This window comes from Mucilaginibacter glaciei (assembly GCF_014773245.1).
Lineage (GTDB): Bacteria > Bacteroidota > Bacteroidia > Sphingobacteriales > Sphingobacteriaceae > Mucilaginibacter > Mucilaginibacter glaciei.
This window is the reverse complement of record NZ_JACWMX010000006.1, coordinates 229,153-248,709: the sequence shown is the minus strand read 5'-3', so window position 1 is coordinate 248,709 and position 19,557 is coordinate 229,153. Positions and strand designations below refer to the sequence as shown.

At 45.6% G+C, this 19,557-nt stretch carries 15 protein-coding genes; 14 read left to right on the top strand and 1 reads right to left on the bottom strand.

What is annotated here, in order from left to right; all coding sequences use genetic code 11:
* The first annotated feature begins 8 nt into the window (after positions 1-8).
* From bamA to IDJ76_RS15725, 13 genes are all read left to right on the top strand, one after another.
* Entirely contained in the window at positions 9-2,561 is a 2,553-nt protein-coding gene (bamA, locus tag IDJ76_RS15785; protein WP_191164308.1) for an outer membrane protein assembly factor BamA, read from the top strand.
* Between the two features lie 17 nt (positions 2,562-2,578).
* Complete coding sequence (locus tag IDJ76_RS15780) at positions 2,579-3,109, top strand: OmpH family outer membrane protein (protein ID WP_191164307.1); 531 nt, start codon at positions 2,579-2,581, stop codon at positions 3,107-3,109.
* Between the two features lie 52 nt (positions 3,110-3,161).
* Positions 3,162-3,674, top strand: coding sequence for an OmpH family outer membrane protein (locus tag IDJ76_RS15775; protein WP_191164306.1), 513 nt, complete (start codon positions 3,162-3,164; stop codon positions 3,672-3,674).
* A gap of 63 nt (positions 3,675-3,737) precedes the next feature.
* Complete coding sequence (gene murI / locus IDJ76_RS15770; protein ID WP_191164305.1) at positions 3,738-4,571, top strand: glutamate racemase; 834 nt, start codon at positions 3,738-3,740, stop codon at positions 4,569-4,571.
* Positions 4,572-5,005: 434 nt separating this feature from the next.
* Positions 5,006-6,076 carry a complex I subunit 1/NuoH family protein gene (locus tag IDJ76_RS15765; protein WP_191164304.1) on the top strand — a complete coding sequence of 357 codons (1,071 nt, stop codon included), beginning with the start codon at positions 5,006-5,008 and terminating at the stop codon, positions 6,074-6,076.
* A gap of 98 nt (positions 6,077-6,174) precedes the next feature.
* Positions 6,175-6,765, top strand: a complete 591-nt coding sequence (locus IDJ76_RS15760) for a NuoI/complex I 23 kDa subunit family protein (RefSeq protein ID WP_191164303.1) — start codon at positions 6,175-6,177, stop codon at positions 6,763-6,765.
* Entirely contained in the window at positions 6,762-7,313 is a 552-nt protein-coding gene (locus IDJ76_RS15755) for an NADH-quinone oxidoreductase subunit J family protein (RefSeq protein ID WP_191164302.1), read from the top strand. The genes IDJ76_RS15760 and IDJ76_RS15755 overlap by 4 nt, the downstream gene beginning before the upstream one ends.
* Entirely contained in the window at positions 7,310-7,615 is a 306-nt protein-coding gene (gene nuoK / locus IDJ76_RS15750) for an NADH-quinone oxidoreductase subunit NuoK (protein WP_191164301.1), read from the top strand. The genes IDJ76_RS15755 and nuoK overlap by 4 nt, the downstream gene beginning before the upstream one ends.
* A complete protein-coding gene (locus IDJ76_RS15745) occupies positions 7,612-9,738 on the top strand; it encodes an NADH-quinone oxidoreductase subunit 5 family protein (protein WP_224746356.1) in 2,127 nt (708 codons plus the stop codon). Before nuoK ends, IDJ76_RS15745 begins: the two co-directional genes overlap by 4 nt.
* Positions 9,735-11,339 (top strand): complex I subunit 4 family protein, encoded by a 1,605-nt coding sequence (locus IDJ76_RS15740; RefSeq protein ID WP_191164300.1) that lies wholly within the window; start codon positions 9,735-9,737, stop codon positions 11,337-11,339. The genes IDJ76_RS15745 and IDJ76_RS15740 overlap by 4 nt, the downstream gene beginning before the upstream one ends.
* A 64-nt stretch (positions 11,340-11,403) precedes the next feature.
* A complete protein-coding gene (locus IDJ76_RS15735; RefSeq protein WP_191164299.1) occupies positions 11,404-13,296 on the top strand; it encodes a DUF4139 domain-containing protein in 1,893 nt (630 codons plus the stop codon).
* 4 nt (positions 13,297-13,300) lie between these two features.
* Positions 13,301-14,800 (top strand): NADH-quinone oxidoreductase subunit N, encoded by a 1,500-nt coding sequence (locus tag IDJ76_RS15730; protein ID WP_191164298.1) that lies wholly within the window; start codon positions 13,301-13,303, stop codon positions 14,798-14,800.
* A 289-nt stretch (positions 14,801-15,089) separates the two neighbouring features.
* On the top strand, positions 15,090-16,397 hold the full coding sequence (locus tag IDJ76_RS15725) for an ammonium transporter (RefSeq protein ID WP_191164297.1): 1,308 nt from the start codon (positions 15,090-15,092) through the stop codon (positions 16,395-16,397).
* Between the two features lie 118 nt (positions 16,398-16,515).
* Here IDJ76_RS15725 and IDJ76_RS15720 read toward each other — a convergent pair whose 3' ends face one another.
* Positions 16,516-17,307 (bottom strand): carbon-nitrogen hydrolase family protein, encoded by a 792-nt coding sequence (locus tag IDJ76_RS15720; protein ID WP_191164296.1) that lies wholly within the window; start codon positions 17,305-17,307, stop codon positions 16,516-16,518.
* A gap of 208 nt (positions 17,308-17,515) precedes the next feature.
* Here IDJ76_RS15720 and IDJ76_RS15715 point away from each other — a divergent pair, with 208 nt between their 5' ends.
* On the top strand, positions 17,516-19,423 hold the full coding sequence (locus tag IDJ76_RS15715) for an amidophosphoribosyltransferase (protein WP_191164295.1): 1,908 nt from the start codon (positions 17,516-17,518) through the stop codon (positions 19,421-19,423).
* Positions 19,424-19,557: the final 134 nt, after the last annotated feature.

The following is a 19,557-nucleotide window of genomic DNA, read 5'->3' as shown; positions in this document are numbered from 1 at the left end:
ATATTCGAATGAATAAAGTTTTTTTTGCTATACTTTTCTCTTTTATAAGCGCTACAGCACTTGCACAGATACCCGCTGGCGGGCGGGCTCCGCTTACAAAATCCATACCTGCCGATAGTTTAAGCTACCTTAATCCTAAAGATTATATTATTGGGGGCATCAGTATATCAGGGGCTAAATATCTGGATAAAGATGTGCTGCTGCAGATATCTAAACTAAACAAGGGTGATAAGATCAACCTGCCCGGCGAGCAAAATGCCAACGTTATTAAAGACTTGTACAAACAAGGCCTTTTTGACGATGTGCAGTTAAATGTTCTGCGGATAAATGCAGATACCATTTACCTGGAAATTGCCGTTACCGAGCGCCCCCGCTTGTCAAGGTTGCACATAACCGGCATCCGTAAAGGCGAGATTGAAGATGTAACTAAAAAACTGAGCGATAAAACGGGTAAAATAGTAAACGAAAACTTACTGAGCACCACTACCGCTATCATCAAAAAGCACTTTAATGAAAAGGGCTATTTAAATACCACTGTAAACATCACCCAAACAAAAGACCCGGGCGATGCTAACAGTGTGATACTGGAAGTTGCCGTTGATAAAAAATCGAAAGTGATGATCAACGACGTTACTTTTGAGGGTAACAAAGCATTCTCGACCGCCAAGTTGAGGAAGTATTTGAAAAAAACCCGCAAACGCCGCATCTACAATATTTTCGGTTCCAAAAAATTCAAGCAGGACAAATACGAAGAGGATAAACAAAGTCTGATCGAAAGTATGCAGGGCAAAGGTTACCGCGATGCTGAAATTATTAGCGATACCGTGACCAGGCATGATGATAAGACTGTTGATGTAAAGATCAAACTGAACGAAGGCCCTAAATATTACTTCGGTAAAATTACCTTCTCTGGTAATGCAAAATATCCGTCAGAGATCCTGACCAAAATACTCCAGATTGGCAAAGGGCAAACCTTTAGCGAAGAGGAGTTAGGTAAAAGAATATCGGGCCCAACGCCAAATAACGATGATATATCATCACTGTATTTGAATGACGGTTACCTTACCTTCAATGCCGACCCTGTACAAACCCGTATCTATAATGATACAGTTGATATCGATGTGCGTATTTACGAAGGCCCGCAATACACTATTAACCGTGTATCATTAAAGGGAAATGATGTTACCAACGATAAGGTGGTAATGCGCGAGATTCGTACTAAACCGGGTCAGAAATTTAACAAAGAGTTATTGATCCGCAGTGCACGTGAAATTGGCCAGTTGGGTAACTTCGACGAGCAAAAGACGGAGCCCAAGCCAACCAATATCAACCCTGCCGATGGTACCGTTGATCTGGTTTACAACGTGGTTGAAAAACCGTCAGATCAGATCGAACTTTCGGGTGGTTTTGGTGGCGGCCAGTTAGTGGGTACCCTGGGTTTAACGTTCAATAACTTCTCGTTACGTAACATATTCAACTTAAAAGCTTACAAACCGTTACCAAAGGGCGATGGGCAAAAGTTAAGCTTAAGGGGCCAGTCAAGCGGGCGTACTTATCAAAACTTCTCGTTCACATTCTCCGAGCCCTGGTTAGGTGGTAAAAAACCTATTTACTTCGCGGTATCGGCTTACACGCAAGGCAGTTCAACCGGGCAGTATTATCCTAAAACAAGCCCAAGTTATAATAACCTGCGTATCAATGGTGTGGGTGTAACTTTAGGTAAGCGTTTAAACTGGCCTGATAACTACTTCCAGTTAAACTACTCATTAAATTTTGACCACTATAACCTGGATAATTACCCCGGTTACCTGTTCAATAACGGTACATCATATAACATCAAGTTAACGCAAGACTTTAGCCGTAACTCAGTCGATGTTCCAATTTATCCAACAGCTGGTTCAAATATCAAGTTAACGTTGCAGGCCACGCCGCCATACTCGTTATTTAATAGCATCAACTATAAGATTGCTACGCCAGAGCAGCGCTACCATTTTGTAGAGTACTATAAAGTTAAGTTTGATGCGCAGTGGTTTACCAAAATCACCGGTAAATTAGTGTTGATGTCACAAACCAGGTTTGGTTACTTAGGTACCTACAACAAACTGGTTGGGCAGTCGCCGTTCGAGCGCTTTAAATTGGGTGGTGATGGTATGCAAACCTACCAGTTCCTGCAGGGTACGGATATCATCGGGCTAAGGGGTTATGAAAACTTCTCTATCGTGCCCGAAGGTTCGAACCTGAATGCCAATACCAACCAGGGTGCTGCTATTTACGATAAATTTACTATGGAGTTAAGGCACCCGGTAATTGCCAGCCAGTCGGCAACCATATTCTTCCTGGCCTTTGCCGAAGGTGGTAACGTGTGGGATAATATAAGCAAGGTTAATCCGTTTAACGTAAGGCGTTCGGTAGGTGTAGGCGCAAGGATATTTTTGCCGATATTTGGTTTGCTTGGTTTAGATTACGGTTACGGTTTCGATGCGATACCTGGCGCGCCTGATGCTAACAAAGGGCACTTCCACTTTACCATTTCACAAAGCTTAAGCGGTGGTTTTAATTAAAATTTGCTAATCCATATATGAAGAAGATAATATTAATTCTATTTTTTACTTTTGCAGCCTTTACGGCGGCAAACGCGCAACGCTTTGCTTATGTAGACTCCGATTATATTTTAAAACATATGCCGGAGTATGCTTCATCGCAAAAGCAGTTGGCAGCTATATCAGACCAATGGCAAAAAGAGGTTGACGGGCGCTTTCAGGAGATTGACCGTTTATATAAAGCCTACCAGGCCGATCAGGTTTTGATGACAGCAGATATGCGTAAACGCCGCGAAGCAGAAATTGTGGATAAAGAGAAACAGGCAAAAGATTTGCAACGTGCAAGGTTTGGCCCCGATGGCGAATTGGCAAAGAAAAGTACATCTTTGATTAAACCAATTCAGGATAAAGTGTCAAAGGCAATACAGGCAATTGCCGAAAGTGATAACCTGGATATGATCTTTGATAAAAACAGCGAGGTGATCATGCTTTATGCAAGCCCCCGTTATGACAAAAGCAATGATGTGATTACACGGTTAGGGCTTAAACCCGGTGTATTTGCCAAATAAAGATTAAACAGACAATAAGAACTATTTTTTAAACACCAGAGAACAAACAGAAATGAAAAAACTATTTAAAGTTGCTTTTGTTGCAGCAGGATTGTTATTTGCAAGCAACTTTGCAAAGGCGCAAACTAAAATTGGTTATGTACCTTTTGAGCAGATTTTAGGTTTAATGCCAGAGGCTAAAACCTTGAACTCTCAGATCGATATCTACAAAAAAACCTTTATTGACCAATTGGGTGCCTTAAATACCGAGTTGCAAAACAAAAGCAAAGAGTACCAGGACAAAAGGGCAACCATGACAGATGCTATCCGTGTAGCTAAAGAAAACGAATTACAGGATTTGAGTAAACGTTTCCAGGAGTACCAGAACACTGCTCAGCAGTCTGTTGAAACTAAAGGTAACGAGCTAATGAAACCGTTAATTGAAAAAGCGCGTACCGCTATCAATGCAGTAGCTAAAGAAAAAGGTTACACTTACGTTTTAAACTCATCTAATACAGATCTGATCGTATCTCCTCCGGGTGATGATATGAGCGCAGCTGTAAAGTTGAAGTTAGGTATCAAATAAGCCGAAAGATTTAATTATTTATAAAAGCGCCCTATCCGGGGCGCTTTTTTTAGTTTTGTACAAATGGCATCTCCTATAGGTATATTTGATTCTGGCTACGGCGGCTTAACTGTATTCCGCTCCATTGCAGCGCAACTGCCGGGTTACGACTATTTATACCTGGGTGATAACGGACGCGCGCCTTATGGCAACCGCTCGTTCAAAACCATTCATCAATATACCTGGGAGTGTGTGCAGTGGATGTTTAAACAAGGCTGCCCGTTGGTGGTGCTGGCCTGTAATACGGCGTCGGCAAAGGCGCTGCGCACCATACAGCAGCAGGATTTGCCCAACGGCTATGCCGATAAACGCGTTCTAGGAGTGATCCGTCCTACAGCCGAGGTAGTAGGTAACTACACTAAAACTAAACAGATAGGGGTGTTGGGTACTACCGGCACCGTGCAATCTGGTTCATACTTATTAGAGATCGAACATTTTTTCCCCGAACTAAAGGTGGAACAGCAGGCCTGCCCGCTATGGGTACCGTTGATAGAGAATGGCGAGTACGATAAACCGGGCGCCGACTACTTTGTGCAGCTCTATCTGGACCAGTTGATGCAGCAGTCGCCCAATATCGATACCATTCTCTTAGCCTGCACCCATTACCCGTTACTAATGGATAAGATAAAGGCCCACGTGCCGGCCCACGTGCAGGTATTGGCACAAGGCGATATTGTTGCCGCCAGCCTGGCAGATTATCTTGCCCGCCATATGGAGATAGAACAGACCCTAACCAAAACCGGCGACAGGAGTTTTTATACCACCATAGATGATACCGATACGTTCGACCATCACGCATCGGCCTTTTTTAAGGATATAGTTAAAAGCCGGTTTGTTGATGTAAGGGAATGTTTGTAGATGAGCCTTTAGATATGCAGATGTGCAAATATGCAGATGTGCAGATATAAGAGCCCGACAACCCCAACGATAACTGCGCTAACCGGCATAGCATAACACACGGGTGGCACAGGCACTGATAAAGCACCAACTTTAATAGGGGGTTACCAAGCCGTCAGTTTTCTTTGGTTACTTGTCTTTTGCTGTTAAAAGAAAGTAACATCCACTAACCACTCATAGAGCAAACCCATTCTTCACTGAGATCTAATCGCAAACCGGTCCGCTGAGATTGCCGCGCTGCGCTCGCAAGGACATGTGATTAAAATGGCATCCTGTTCAACACGACGATAAAATCCAATCTCCTTCCATCCGCTAAATCCCGGCGTTAAAATTCCCCTACCAAATCAGTCAACTATCCGTGGCATTTACTAAGTTTGCAGCCAAAGCAAACGCCCTTGAACTTTTACGTTACATATTTTTTAACAGCTGCAGGTTTATTTGGCTTTGTGGGCGCTTTTACCCTTTTTGGCGTATGGGGCGAGCGTAAGATCAGCGCGTTTATCCAAAACCGTTTAGGCCCGACAGAAACGGGCAAGTTCGGCAGTTTGCAAACCCTGGCCGATATAGTAAAACTGCTGCAAAAAGAGCTCATTATCCCCGCAGCGGCGGATAAGGTATTGTTCCTGATGGCACCTGGGATTATTTTTATAGCTGTTTACCTGGGTTTTGCGGCATTGCCCTGGGCGCCAGGACTGGTGCCCTCGCAAATCAATATCGGGCTGTATTACATCTTCGCCATTATCTCTATCGAAACCCTTGGCATCCTGATGGCCGGATGGGGATCTAACAACAAATATTCAATACTGGGGGCCATGCGCTCGGCGGCGCAGATCATCTCTTATGAAATCCCCGCTGGGTTTGCCGTTATATCGGCAGTGATGATAGCCCAAACGCTTAACCTGCAAACTATTGCCATGCAGCAGGGTATTTTATCCTCAGAAACCAGTAAGTTTTTAGGGATGTGGGATGTATCCAAAATAGGCGGGATTTTATCATGGAATGTTTTCCAGGCACCGCACTTGCTGGTGGCTTTCGTGATTTATTTTATAGCATCGTTAGCGGAGAGCAATCGGGCACCATTTGATATCCCTGAGGCGGAGTCTGAACTGGTGGCGGGTTTCCATACAGAGTTTACCGGCCCTCAATTCGCGCTGGTTTTCCTGGCCGAATACTCGATGATGTTTTTAGTATCGATGGTTGGCGTTATCCTGTTTTTAGGGGCATGGAATACGCCGTTGCCAAATATAGGTTCCGTAACTTTGGCCACCTGGACTACGGGCACTGTATGGGGTATCGTCTGGATCCTGGCTAAGACTATGGCCTTGGTTGCCGTACAGATGTGGATAAGATGGACGCTGCCCCGTTTACGGGTAGACCAGCTTATGAACCTTTGCTGGAAAGTGCTTACCCCGCTGGCCTTTGCCTGTATGCTGCTATCCGGCGTATGGCGGCTGTGGGTGATGTAGGGGTGGGAGATAAAAGACAGTAAGAGGCAGGAATAAAGACAGAAGAATAGCAATAGATCAACGGAATCAATTAATCATTAAAATCAACGGTTCAGAAATTGTTTAAGAACGCATTCAACGGATTAACTACTGCATGGAAAGGCCTTAGCCTTACCCTGAAGCACCTGTTTACGGGGAATTCCAGGCGCGAGATCATATCCGTTAAGGACGATAATTACTTTAAACGCCAAAACGATACCAATACTATCCAATACCCTAAACAGCAATTGCCGGTGCCCGAAGTGGGCCGTTACCAGTTAGAGGTAGAGATTGATGACTGTATCGTGTGCGACCTGTGCGCTAAGATCTGCCCCGTAAATTGCATCGATATCGAATCTATCAAATCAACAGAAGGATCTATCGGCGAAACATCCGACGGGTCGAAGAAATTGCTTTATGCCGCTAAGTTTGATATTGACATGGCCAAGTGTATGTACTGCGGTCTGTGTACTATTGTGTGCCCTACCGAATGCATTGTGATGACCAATCAGTACGATAAAACCGTATTTGAGCTGAAGGATTTGAACTACGAGTTTTCGGACATGTCGCCCGAGTTTGCCGCCGAAAAGCGTATGCTGCTCGAAAAACAAACTGCCGAAAAGCAAGCTGCTAAATTAGCCGCCATGAAGGCAAGGGAGGCCGGCGCATGAGTGTAGTACAGCTCGCTTTTTACTTTATGGCTTTGGTAACGTTGGGTTCGGCATTAACGGTTGCTATCAGCAAAAACTTGGTGCGCAGCATTTTTATGTTCTTTATTACCCTGTTCGGCCTTGCAGGGTTATATGTGTTGGCCCTGGCTGATTTTGTAGCTGTAACCCAGATAGTAATCTATGTAGGTGGTATTTTGGTGCTGATCTTATTTGCATTTATGCTCTCAGGCAAGGAAGCGCTGGAAGCCGCTCAAAAACAAAGCAGCCGTTTTGTAAGCTTAAAAAATTTGCCGTCTTTATTGTTGGCACTGTTTTTTTTAGTGGTGATGATCAACGTGATCTTTAAGGCTGATGTAGCTAATCTGCAATGGTTAAAAGAAGCCAATGGGACGCAAAATGTCATAGGCGTTAATGAATCAATGATCAACAATATCGGCGTTAACTTGATGACGCGCTACCTGCTGCCGTTTGAGGCTATATCGGTGTTGTTGATGCTGGCGCTGGTAGGCGCCGCCCATTTATCCCGGAAGGAGGACATGCGCGGATGATAACCCTGACCGATTTTATGGTGGTAAGTGCTGTGCTGTTTTGTACCGGCCTGTTCATTATCGTATCGAAAAAGAATGCTATCCAAATCCTGATCGGTATCGAACTGATGCTGAACGCCGCCATTTTAAACCTGGTAGCCTTTGGCAAGTATGACCGCGTAAACAACAGCGGACAGATATTCGCACTGTTTGCTATTATACTGGCCGCAGCAACAACTGCTGTAGCATTGGCCATAATATTGAATGTGTATAAGCAATACAAAACCATTAACCCCGATCAAATAAAGGATTTAAAAGATTGAAAGAGGCAATTTTACCACAGGAACTGCAAACCATTTACCTCACTATCCTGATAGTGCTGCTGCCTTTTGCCGCCTTTATACTTAACTTTTTATTTTTAAATAAAAGCAAGGCTTCCGGCTGGGTATCAACTATAGCTATTTTAATCAGTAGCATATTTTCAATATTCGTATTTACTGCTATCTGGAACGGCCCTGTTATCCACGTACAAACCATCTGGTTCACCATTGGGGATAGCCAGGTGCACGCGGGGTTGTTATTAAATAATTTATCTGTATTGATGCTGGCGTTGGTGCCTTTAGTGGCGCTGCCGGTGCATATCTATTCTACCGCCTATATGAAGGACGACGCGGGCTACGGTAGGTATTTTCGCTATCTGAGCTTTTTTTGTTTCAGCATGCTGGCTTTGGTTGTGGTGGATAACCTGGTACTGTTTTACGCTTTTTGGGAATTGGTGGGCTTCGCCTCGTACCTGCTCATTGGTTTCTGGTTCGACAGGCCTGCTGCGGTGCAGGCCAATAAAAAAGCCTTTATCATGAACCGCATCGGCGATATTGGTTTGCTTACCGCGATCATCATTATATATACGTTATTTGGAACTTTCGACTTAGAAAAACTATTTGGCGCAGAAGGTTTTGTAACAAGGTATTCATACATTGAAAATGGGACTTGGTCATTTTATTTAAATCATGTCTTGCACGTTCCTGTGAGCAGAGGTTGGACCGTTATGGCACCTCACACAGTAACACAAATCCCGGCTATTTGGCAATACGTAGCGTTTGGTGGTATATTTTTAGGTGTCGCGGCAAAATCGGCACAGTTCCCGCTGCATACCTGGCTGCCCGATGCCATGGAAGGGCCAACCTCTGTGTCGGCATTGATCCACGCGGCAACGATGGTAGCCGCAGGAGTGTTTTTATTGGGCCGCGTATATCCCATGTTCAACACTACCGAGCTGAATATTTTGGCCGCTGTGGGTTGTTTTACCGCGTTTATGGCCGCCACCATCGCTCTCACACAAACTGATTTGAAACGCATACTGGCGTACTCTACCATATCACAATTGGGTTACATGGTCATGGCTATGGGGATAGGTGCGTACGCTTCGTCGTTATTTCACCTGGTGACACACGCTTTTTTCAAATGCCTGCTGTTTTTGTGTGCCGGTATCGTTATCCATCAGATCAAGCACGTTAAAGAAGATAATCACCTCGACATCGATCCACAGGATCTGGCCAATATGGGCGGCCTGCGCAAAAAGCTGCCTGTTACCTTTGTAGCCACTTTAATCGCCGGACTGGCGCTGATAGGCCTGCCGCTAACTTCGGGCTACCTATCCAAAGAAGGCATTTTGGTACAAGCCTTTGAATGGGCGGAACTAAAGGGCGGTGCATTTATGCTGATCCCTGTTTTCGCCAGCATCACCAGCTGGTTAACCGCATTCTACGTAGCGCGGATGATCCTGAAGGTTTTTTACGGCGACATGAACCTGTCGAAGCTTTATCCGAACATCACCATACATATAGGCGATGGCGGCTGGCGCTACCAGCTGCCTTTGATAATGCTGGCCTTGTGCAGTTTGTTCCCGCTGTTTTCGCTTAACCCGTTAGCGCATTCGGGCTGGTTAACGGGCGGTTTGCCGCAGTATGGCCAATATACAGCGGGTTTAGTAGAATTGATGGTGCCCGTGATCATCAATGTAGGTAGTATCGCGATGCTTTATTATGCATACATGGCGTACATCAAGCAACGAGATAAAGTAGCTGCCCAACCCAGCCTGCTGCACCGCATCTCTTTTAACGAATGGTATATCGATGCATTTTATCAGCGGGTTATTGTACGTGCTGTAATGACTTTCAGTAAAGCCCTATACTGGTTCGACCTAAAGGTTATAGACGGTTTGGTGAACCTGTTTGAACGCATAGCCCGCTGTATAGCCGGTGCCGCCGCCTGGTTTGATAAATATATTGTAGACGGTCTGCTGCATTTGGCTGCGGCTTTAGTAGCTTACATCGGTGGGATTGCGCGCCGTTTTCAAAACGGTAAAGTGCAGTACTATTTATTTAGTATGCTATTGGCCGTAATTGTTGTGTTTATTTTAAAAATACTGATCTGGAATTCATGAACTTGTTAACCCTGCTCATATTTACCCCCGTACTGTTCGGCCTCATCATACTGGTGCTGCCATCATCTATGCGGGCAAGTTTTAAATATATTACCCTGTTCGCTACTTTGCTGCAGCTGGCCTTCAGTATTTTTATATACGTGAACTTTAATGCCGATGCGGCACACGCGGGGATTAGCCACGAGGCACAGTACCAGTTTGTACAAAAGCTGCCCTGGATCAACTTAAACCTGGGCGGTGCGGGTAAAATGCAGATTGAATATTACGTAGGGATAGATGGTATTTCGGTAACACTGCTGGTAATGACCGCCCTGGTAATGGTGGTAGCAGCCGTAGCTTCCTGGGAGATCAAAAGTAATTTGAAGGGGTTCTTCGCGTTGTTCTTGCTGCTGGATATGGCCGTAGTGGGCGTATTCTGCGCTTTGGATTTCTTCCTGTTCTACACGTTTTATGAACTGATGTTGCTGCCTTTATACTTCCTGATAGGGATGTGGGGCGGTGCCCGGCGCGAATACGCCGCCATTAAATTTTTCCTGTACACTTTGTTCGGCTCTGTTTTTATGTTGCTGGTGATGATCGGGCTTTACCTGAGTGTAAAAGACCCGGTTACGGGTAACCACACCTTCAACATGGTACAGATGATGGATCCGAAGAATTTTATCGATGGTTCGGTATTTTCCATATTGAGTCACCAAACAATAATGGGCATGCCGGCGCGTACAGTTGGCTTTGTGGTGCTGTTTATCGCCTTTGCTATCAAGGTGCCGGTTGTGCCGCTGCACACCTGGCTGCCCGATGCGCATGTAGAAGCGCCCACGCCGGTATCTATCATACTTGCGGGGGTGTTGCTTAAAATTGGGGGCTACGGTATTATCCGCATTTGTCTGGGCATCTTCCCGGATGTGGCCCATTCCGGTGCCTTTTGGCTGGGGTTGCTGGGGATCATCTCTATCCTGTACGGTGCGTTCAACGCCCTTGCCCAGCGCGATCTGAAGCGGATGATCGCCTACTCGTCGGTATCGCACATGGGTTTTGTATTACTGGGGATTGCCTCACAAACTGCCGAGGGCATCAGCGGAGCGGTACTGCAAATGGTAAGCCACGGTTTTCTATCAACCATGTTATTCTTTTTGGTGGGTGTGGTTTACAGCCGGGTGCATGACCGCGATATCTACCACTTCCGCGGTCTCGCAACTTTAATGCCGCGCTATACGGTTTATGTAATGGTGGCCTTTTTTGCCTCATTAGGTTTACCGGGTTTTTCGGCCTTTGTAGCCGAGGCGTTTACGCTTGCCGGCGCATTTAAATCGCACAATATAAACGGTCTGTTGCCTTATTGGATGGCGGTTTGTGGTTCGGTGGGCATCCTCTTAAGTGCCGCCTACTTCTTGTGGACACTACAAAGGATGTTCTTCGGTACCATATCTTTAAAGGGCGGCGACTTCTGGAAGGGAGCACTTACGGACATCGACTGGCGCGAAAGGCTTACCCTGCTACCCTTAGCGATAATGGCTTTGGCACTGGGCATTATGCCCTCATTGGTGCTGGGTAAAATAAATGAGTCAGTATTGGCGCTGGTGCAATATTTACAACTAAAATAATTTTAAAAATATTTATGGAATAAGGCAGGCAGGTGCATCATACAGGTAAATAAGATAACTCCATATGAAAAAGCTATTATTTATGACCTGCCTGCTTATCGGTTTCCAAATGGTTAAAGCCGCCGATGGCGAACAAAAGATCACCTCAAAAGTGCAAAAAGTAACGGTGTTTTTAAACAGCGCGCAAATAACGCGTACGGCGCTTGCCAATTTACAGGCGGGTACGTCAACGCTGGTGTTTGAGAATATCTCGCCTGATATTGATGTACAGAGCCTGCAGGTAAAGGCCCCCGGCGAATTTACTATCCTATCGGTTAAGCAGGAAATGAATTATCTGGTAGATCAGACTAAGCTCAAACATATTGATGAGTTACGCGCACAACAAAAAGCTATTCAGGATAAAATTGCATTGTTGAACAACGCATTTAACGTTAACCAACAGGAAGCAGAGATGTTAAATAAAAATCAGGTAGTGAGCGGGCAAAACTCCGGGCTCGATCTGCTGAAATTAAAACAGGCACTTGATTTCCAGACCCAACGTTTAACAGATATTAAAAAGAGGGATCAGGCCATTCAAAATGAGATCAATACCTTAAATGCCGACCTGCGCAAATACGATAAGCAAATTGCAGACATTGCCAAAGGCCGCAGCGGTGCTACCAGCAACGTATTGGTAACGGTATCATCAAAAACTGCGGTGCAATCGTTATTTACTTTAAGCTACGTGGTAAACAATGCAGGCTGGTACCCTACTTACGATATCCGTGCCAAAAACGTGAACAGCCCTATTACCATTGCTTATAAGGCCAATGTATCGCAGCAATGCGGCGAGGAGTGGAAAAATGTGAAGCTTACACTTTCTACAGGGAATCCAACTGTTAGCGGCAGCAAACCAGAGTTAACGCCCGATTATTTAAACTTCGGCATGTACTACAGCGGCGGGCCAAACGCCATTACAAAAGTTACCGGTCACATATCCTCATCGGATGACAGGCAGCCTTTGCCGGGAGTTACCATCAGGGTTAAGGGGACGTCTATCGGCACACAAACCGATGCTGCCGGGAACTACAGCTTACAGGTGCCTGCAAACAACCCCACGCTTGTATTTGGCTATATAGGTTATGCTAACCAGGAATTGCAGGCAAGTAGCAGCGTGATAAATGTAATCATGCAAGCGGAGTCGAATGCGCTAAACGAAGTGGTTGTTGTGGGATACGCAAATGAACCCCAGTACAAAAGGGATCTTACAGGTAGCGTAGCAACTTTAAATGGCAAAGCAGCCGGAATTATGATTCGCGGAAACTCCAGCATTCTATCTATCCCGGTAGCGGTTAATCAAACTGAAAATCAAACCAACATCGAATTTAATATCGATAACCCCTATACTATCCCTGCGGATGGTAAGCAATACCTGGTAGAAATACAGGAAGTAAATACTGATGCAATTTACCAGTACTATGTGGCACCGAAATTAAGTACAGACGTATTCCTGACTGCCCGCATCACGGACTGGAATAAGTTTAACTTTTTAAGCGGCGAGGCCAACCTGTTTTTTGAAGGGACATTCATCGGGAAATCGCTGATTGATACCCATGTGGCAACAGATACGCTCAACCTGTCGTTAGGGGTGGATAAGAATATTGTGGTGACCCGTACCTTGCAAAAGGAATTGAACGGCAAGCAAACCTTCGGTGCCAACAAAAAAGAAACCCGCGACTGGCTTATCACCGTAAAGAACCGTAAAAATCAACCCATTAATTTGCTTACCGAAGACCAGGTGCCTGTTTCCCGTAATTCAGACATTGAGGTAAATACGCAGGATATAAGCGGCGCCGAAATGAATAAACTTACCGGTAAAACTTCATGGAGTTTAGTTGTAAATTCGCAGGCAGAAAAACAGTTGCATTTAAAGTACCAGGTTAAATATCCTAAAAACCAATCTGTAATAGTTCAATAGCTCAATGAAATATTTGTTCCCCGAAATAAGCAATCAGTTAACCAATGCCTTAGGCAGCATCCAGTTTTTTATGCCCGAGGTTTACCTCACCGTGCTGTTTGTACTGGTATTGGTTACTGATCTGTTCTTCGGTAAAAATTCTGCCAAAATTTGCCGTGGTGTAGCCTCAATGGGGATGGTGTTTGTACTGTTTAAAGACCTGCAGCAGTTCGAACTCATTATTACCGGCGGCAGGCTTATATTTAGTAATATGCTGCTGCTGCATCGTACAGGCATATTTTTTAAACTGGTTATAGATTTATTGAGTTTTATCCTGCTGCTTTATTTTCCCTGGGATCATCGCCTTGCGGCGCACCGTAAGGGGTTGTCTGACCTGTATACTATCGTTATTGGTTCCGTGCTGGGCTTGCACCTAATGGTAATGGCGGTTAATCTTTTATCTATTTACCTGGCGATAGAATTTGTATCGCTGGCATCATACTTATTGGTAGCCTACCGGTCCGAGAATGCCTTTAGCACCGAGGCGGGGTTGAAATATGTATTGTTTGGTGCAGCAGCATCAGCGGTGATGCTGTATGGGATCTCGCTTCTTTATGGGTTCACAGGCACTTTAGATCTTTTTTCGGGCCACCTGGCCGAGCGTTTGGCGCAGGTAAACGGCCTGAGTGTTTCGTTCGCGATCACGTTGGTTTTAGCCGGCATGGGTTTTAAATTATCATTTGTGCCCATGCACTTTTGGGTGCCCGATGTTTACGAAGGCGCGGCCACGCCGGTTACGGCCTATCTTTCAACCTTGCCTAAAATAGCTGCCTTCGCTTTGCTTTGGAATTTTATTACCCCGTTTGTATTTTATAATAAGTGGCAGGGGTTCGATTTCAGGCTGGTGCTTTCGGCGGTGGGCATCCTTACCCTCATAGCCGGTAACTTTGCCGCGGTGCTGCAAAGTAATGTAAAACGCATCCTGGCTTACTCGGGTATAGGGCATACCGGCTTCGCGTTGATGGCTTTGGTTACTTTTACGCCGCAGGGCCTTTCGGCGTTAACCTATTACCTGCTCATGTACGGGATGGCTAATATTGCCGCCCTGGCACTGGCTAACTACTTTGAAAATACCGAGGGTATTACCGATGTGAAGGATTATAGGGGCCTCGGCTTTAAATATCCGCTGGCTTCGGTAGTGTTTGTAGTAGTGCTGATCTCGCTGACGGGGATCCCCATCAGTGCCGGTTTTACGGGTAAGCTGTTTGTGTTTTCGGCAGTGTATAGTATCTATCAGCAAAATCATGATGTTTGGTTGCTGGCGCTGATGATAACCGGGGCCATTACCACAGTTGTAGCACTGTTTTACTATATCAAGATCCCGTTGAACCTATTCCTGCGTCGCAGTGAGTTGATCGTAAGCGAGAATAAATGGTCCATTAAACTGGTGGTCCTTTCGCTGGTGATTGCGATTGCTTTGGTTAGTTTTGGGATCTTCCCTGATTTGTTGATGCGGTATTTGTAGAGAGGAATCCTGATGGAATAGGCTTTTAAAAACTATGCTGTCATTTCGAACGATAGAGAGAAATCTTCTACAAGGGATGTACAGACTTTACCGTACTCAGAAGATTTCTCCTCGCTGTCGCTTTTTCGAAATGACATTATAAATAAATGATATTAATAAATTCATAATAAAAAGCTATGCATGCATAATTAACTATACTTAATTGGTAGTATATTTTCATTTTTCATAAAAAGTTGGGCAAAAGTTTATAAATTCAGGCCGGTTTTAACCTATCGGCTACTAAATTTATATGAAACGTTACTTTCCTTTCTTTATCATCCTGGTAATCCTGTGCCTTACATTTATTTTTCCATCTATCGAATACGACAAATCGGTAAAGGCGAACTTCAATACCGGCGACATTGCCTGGATGCTTATGTCTACTGCCCTGGTATTGATCATGACACCCGGACTGGCCTTTTTTTACGGCGGGATGGTGAACAAGAAAAACGTGATCTCTACCATGCTGCAAAGCATTGTTTGTATGGTTATTATCACGGTAATGTGGGGCATATTTGGTTTTAGCCTGGCCTTTGGCGATAGTATTGGCGGGTTGATAGGTAACCCGTCTACCTACTTTATGATGAAGGGCATGCTGGGTAACGCCAGCTGGAAACTGGCCCCGACCATACCACTGCTGCTATTTGCCATGTATCAGCTTAAGTTTGCCATCATTACTCCGGCACTCATCACCGGTGCCTTTGCCGAGCGCATCCGCTTTAACTCATATATCATCTTTTTGGTGCTGTTCTCCATATTCATCTTCTCGCCACTGGCACACGCCACCTGGCACCCCGATGGCGTATTGTTTAAATTAGGCGTACTTGATTTTGCAGGCGGAACGGTAGTACACATGTCGGCGGGGTGGGCGGCGCTGGCGTCGGCACTGTTCCTTAAAAAACGTAATGAGGCTAATCACTCGCCCGCGCGGATAACCTATGTAATGATAGGCACCGGGCTGTTATGGTTCGGTTGGTTTGGGTTTAATGCGGGGTCGGCATTTGGGGCAAACCATTTGGCGGTAACGGCGCTGGCCACCAGTACCACGGCATCGGCTGCGGCAGGTGTTACCTGGATCTTTTTTGATATGCTGCGCGGCCGTAAGCCATCGGCTATGGGTACCTGCATAGGGGCGGTGGTGGGCCTTGTTGCCATTACACCGGCAGCTGGCTTTGTAAGCGTGCCGCACTCGCTGGCTATCGGCATCATATCGGCAGTGGTGAGTAATTTGGTGGTAGAGTGGCGCACGCGTACTTCTATTGACGATACTTTAGATGTTTTCCCCTGTCACGGGGTGGGCGGTATGGTGGGGATGCTGCTCACCGGCGTGTTTGCCAACCAGAATGTAAACCCTGGCAACACCACCGGCGATGGTCTGTTTTTCGGGCATACGCATTTGTTTTTTGTGCAGTTGCTGGCCTTAGCGGCTACTTCCATCTTTTCATTTTTCGGGTCGATGCTGTTGCTGAAGATCACAGATATGATCTCGCCTTTGCGTGTTTCAAAAGAAGATGAGGTGCTGGGGCTTGATATTAGCCAGCACGGCGAGAAGCTATAAAATGTTCACGTTCACTACATGAACATCGTGAACATTCATGAACATCTCATTATCAGTTATTTAAGCGTTTGGCTTTTTGCTTTTACTGACACGGTTGCGTCACCTAAATGCATTGAATTTATATTACGTACAATTCCGGCTTGAACCTTTTGGCCAGTAGTCCGGTTGCCTGTTCGGGATCTATTTCCGCTACCAGTATGCCCGGCTCACCATAAGGTTGATAGGCTATGCATTTTCCTTGCGGATCTATCAATGATGTGGTTGATTCCTGGAATTTCATGGCGTAACCTACGCTGGCAAAGTAGATGGTGTTCTCTAAAGCCCGCATCATCATTGCCTTTTCATAATAAGGGCTGTTGATGCTGCCCCATTCCGTTAACTTTACCCCCTGCATATCGCTGCCGGACAGATGGGGGTGAAACACTATCCGGGCACCCTCGCGCGCAGCCCATCGGGTCGATTCGGGGTAGCGGAAACCCTCGTGACAGATGGTAATACCGAATTTAATACCGTTCACCTCAAATAACCGGCGGGTGGTGCCAGGTGCCCACTGCCCGTCTTCACTGGGGTCCAGTTGGTTTTTACTTTGATAGCCCAGTTGTACGCCCGCGGCCGATACGACATGCGCCACATTTAAAAATTGGTCACCTTCATACCAATCCATGGGGATGATGATCGCAATACCATGAGCAAACGCAATTTTACAAACCTTATCCAGGGCATCCTGCAAAACAGTAAGGGGTTGTTTAGGCACCTCATGATCTGCCAGCGGATAACCCGGTAAAAAAGTTTCAGGAAAGCAAATGATCTCGGCATCTTGATTGGCAGCTTTTTTCGCCATGTTGTCAATAACAGACAAAGCATCATCAATTGATTTGGGGAATGGGGGAGTAGCTAAGGCAATTTTCATAACAGTTATTTGTGGTGCTAATTTAATGGTCCGGACCGTCATTAAACGGATTAAGAAGATCTTTCGATTAAAAATAAAGCTCTTTTTTAAAAATCAAAATGCATCTGTAAATCACCTCAAACAAGATCAATAAAAAGTACTAATTAATGACACGATGTTTAAACACAAATCCAACTAATCTGTTACCTTTGCGAGCTCATTCCAAATCATGAGCGATCAGATTAAACATGAATGCGGTGTGGCATTTATCCGCCTCTTAAAGCCACTGTCATTTTATCAGCAAAAGTACGGCACTGCGCTGTACGGACTAAACAAGCTTTACCTTTTAATGGAAAAACAGCACAATCGCGGCCAGGACGGCGCAGGGGTAGCTACCATTAAACTGGATATTGAACCGGGTAAACGCTACATTAGCCGCCACCGTTCAATGGCTTCAAACGCCGTTGCAGATATATTTGAATACATCCAGAAAAAATTTTCCGAGATCCAGAAGGAAACCCCTGAACGGATGTTAGATGCCGAATGGTTAAAGGAACACGTAAGCTTTACCGGCGAAGTGTTATTGGGCCACCTGCGCTACGGCACCCACGGTAAAAACAGTATTGAAAGCTGCCACCCTTTTCTGCGTCAAAACAACTGGATGACCCGTAACCTGGTTATTGCCGGTAACTTTAACATGACCAACGTTGATGAGCTACTGCAGCAGTTATATGACCTGGGGCAGCACCCCAAAGAACAAGCCGATACCATTACCGTGTTGGAAAAAATGGGCCACTTCATCGATACCGAAGTACAGGGCTTGTTTGACCAGTACAAGCGCGAAGGACTGGACGATAATGCCGAGATCAGTAAGCTGATCGCTAACGATATGGACGTAGCCAAGATCCTGCGGAAATCGGCCAAGAACTGGGATGGTGGTTATACCATTGCCGGTATATTGGGCCACGGCGATGCATTTGTAATGCGCGACCCGGTAGGCATCCGCCCGGCGTACTATTATTATAACGACGAGATTGTGGTTGCCGCTTCTGAGCGCCCCGCTATCCAAACGGCTTTCAATATCCCTATCGGCGAGATCAAAGAGATCCGCCCAGGTCATGCCCTTATTGTTAAAAAGAACGGCACCATTACCGAAGATATGTTTAGCGAACCGGTTGAGAAAAAGGCATGTTCATTTGAACGCATCTATTTCTCGCGCGGCAGCGATGCTTCTATTTACCGCGAGCGTAAACAGCTGGGCCGTTTGCTTTGCCCGCAGATACTGGAGAACATCAACAACGATATTAAAAATACGGTATTCAGCTATATCCCTAATACTGCCGAAGTTGCGTTTTACGGCATGGTGGAGGGTATACATAAGTATATTAAAAAATACCAGCGCGAAAGGTTGCTTAACCGCGACGATAAGATCAGCGAGGAAGAACTGACCGAAGTGTTATCCCTTGCACCACGTGTAGAGAAGATAGCAATTAAGGATGTTAAGCTGCGTACCTTTATTACCCAGGATGCCGACCGCAGCGAAATGGTCGCCCACGTTTATGACACCACTTACGGCTTGATCAAAAATGATCAGGACACGCTGGTGGTATTGGATGACTCGATAGTGCGTGGTACTACTTTGAAGGAAAGCATCCTGAAGATCTTGGACAGGCTTGGGCCTAAAAAGGTGATCGTGGTATCGTCTGCCCCGCAGATCCGTTACCCGGATTGCTATGGTATCGATATGTCGCGTATGGGCGAGTTTGTTGCGTTTGAGGCCGCCATCAGTTTGTTGAAGGAGCAGGGTATGGAAAAGATCATTACCGATGTTTACCAGCAATGTAAGGATGGTTTGAAATTGCCAAAAGAGGATGTAAAGAATTATGTAAAGGCCATCTATGCGCCATTTACGGATCAGGAAATATCTGACCGGATAGCTAAGATCATCACCCCTAAAAATATTAAGGCCGAAGTAAAAGTGCTGTATCAAACGTTAGATAACCTGCACATTGCCTGCCCCGATCATACCGGCGACTGGTACTTTAGCGGCGATTACCCAACCCCGGGTGGTAACAAGGTAGTAAATCGCGCCTTTGTTAACTGGATGGAAGGTAAAAACCAAAGGGCTTACATGTAAATCCTGTCATTTCGAGGGAAGCGCAGCGACGAGAAATCTTTTGGAACAATAAGCGTAGACATTGCTCGTGAAGAAGATCTCTCCTCTCTATCGTTCGTTCGAGATGACAAGGGTTTTAAATCCTGTCATTTCGA

Excerpts from the sequence above, each read along its gene's own strand:
- bamA (WP_191164308.1), top strand. The coding sequence starts at position 9 with ATGAATAAAGTTTTTTTTGCTATACTTTTCTCTTTTATAAGCGCTACA.
- IDJ76_RS15780 (WP_191164307.1), top strand. The coding sequence starts at position 2,579 with ATGAAGAAGATAATATTAATTCTATTTTTTACTTTTGCAGCCTTTACG.
- IDJ76_RS15775 (WP_191164306.1), top strand. The coding sequence starts at position 3,162 with ATGAAAAAACTATTTAAAGTTGCTTTTGTTGCAGCAGGATTGTTATTT.
- murI (WP_191164305.1), top strand. The coding sequence starts at position 3,738 with ATGGCATCTCCTATAGGTATATTTGATTCTGGCTACGGCGGCTTAACT.
- IDJ76_RS15755 (WP_191164302.1), top strand. The coding sequence starts at position 6,762 with ATGAGTGTAGTACAGCTCGCTTTTTACTTTATGGCTTTGGTAACGTTG.
- nuoK (WP_191164301.1), top strand. The coding sequence starts at position 7,310 with ATGATAACCCTGACCGATTTTATGGTGGTAAGTGCTGTGCTGTTTTGT.
- IDJ76_RS15740 (WP_191164300.1), top strand. The coding sequence starts at position 9,735 with ATGAACTTGTTAACCCTGCTCATATTTACCCCCGTACTGTTCGGCCTC.
- IDJ76_RS15735 (WP_191164299.1), top strand. The coding sequence starts at position 11,404 with ATGAAAAAGCTATTATTTATGACCTGCCTGCTTATCGGTTTCCAAATG.
- IDJ76_RS15730 (WP_191164298.1), top strand. The coding sequence starts at position 13,301 with ATGAAATATTTGTTCCCCGAAATAAGCAATCAGTTAACCAATGCCTTA.
- IDJ76_RS15725 (WP_191164297.1), top strand. The coding sequence starts at position 15,090 with ATGAAACGTTACTTTCCTTTCTTTATCATCCTGGTAATCCTGTGCCTT.
- IDJ76_RS15720 (WP_191164296.1), bottom strand. The coding sequence starts at position 17,307 with ATGAAAATTGCCTTAGCTACTCCCCCATTCCCCAAATCAATTGATGAT.
- IDJ76_RS15715 (WP_191164295.1), top strand. The coding sequence starts at position 17,516 with ATGAGCGATCAGATTAAACATGAATGCGGTGTGGCATTTATCCGCCTC.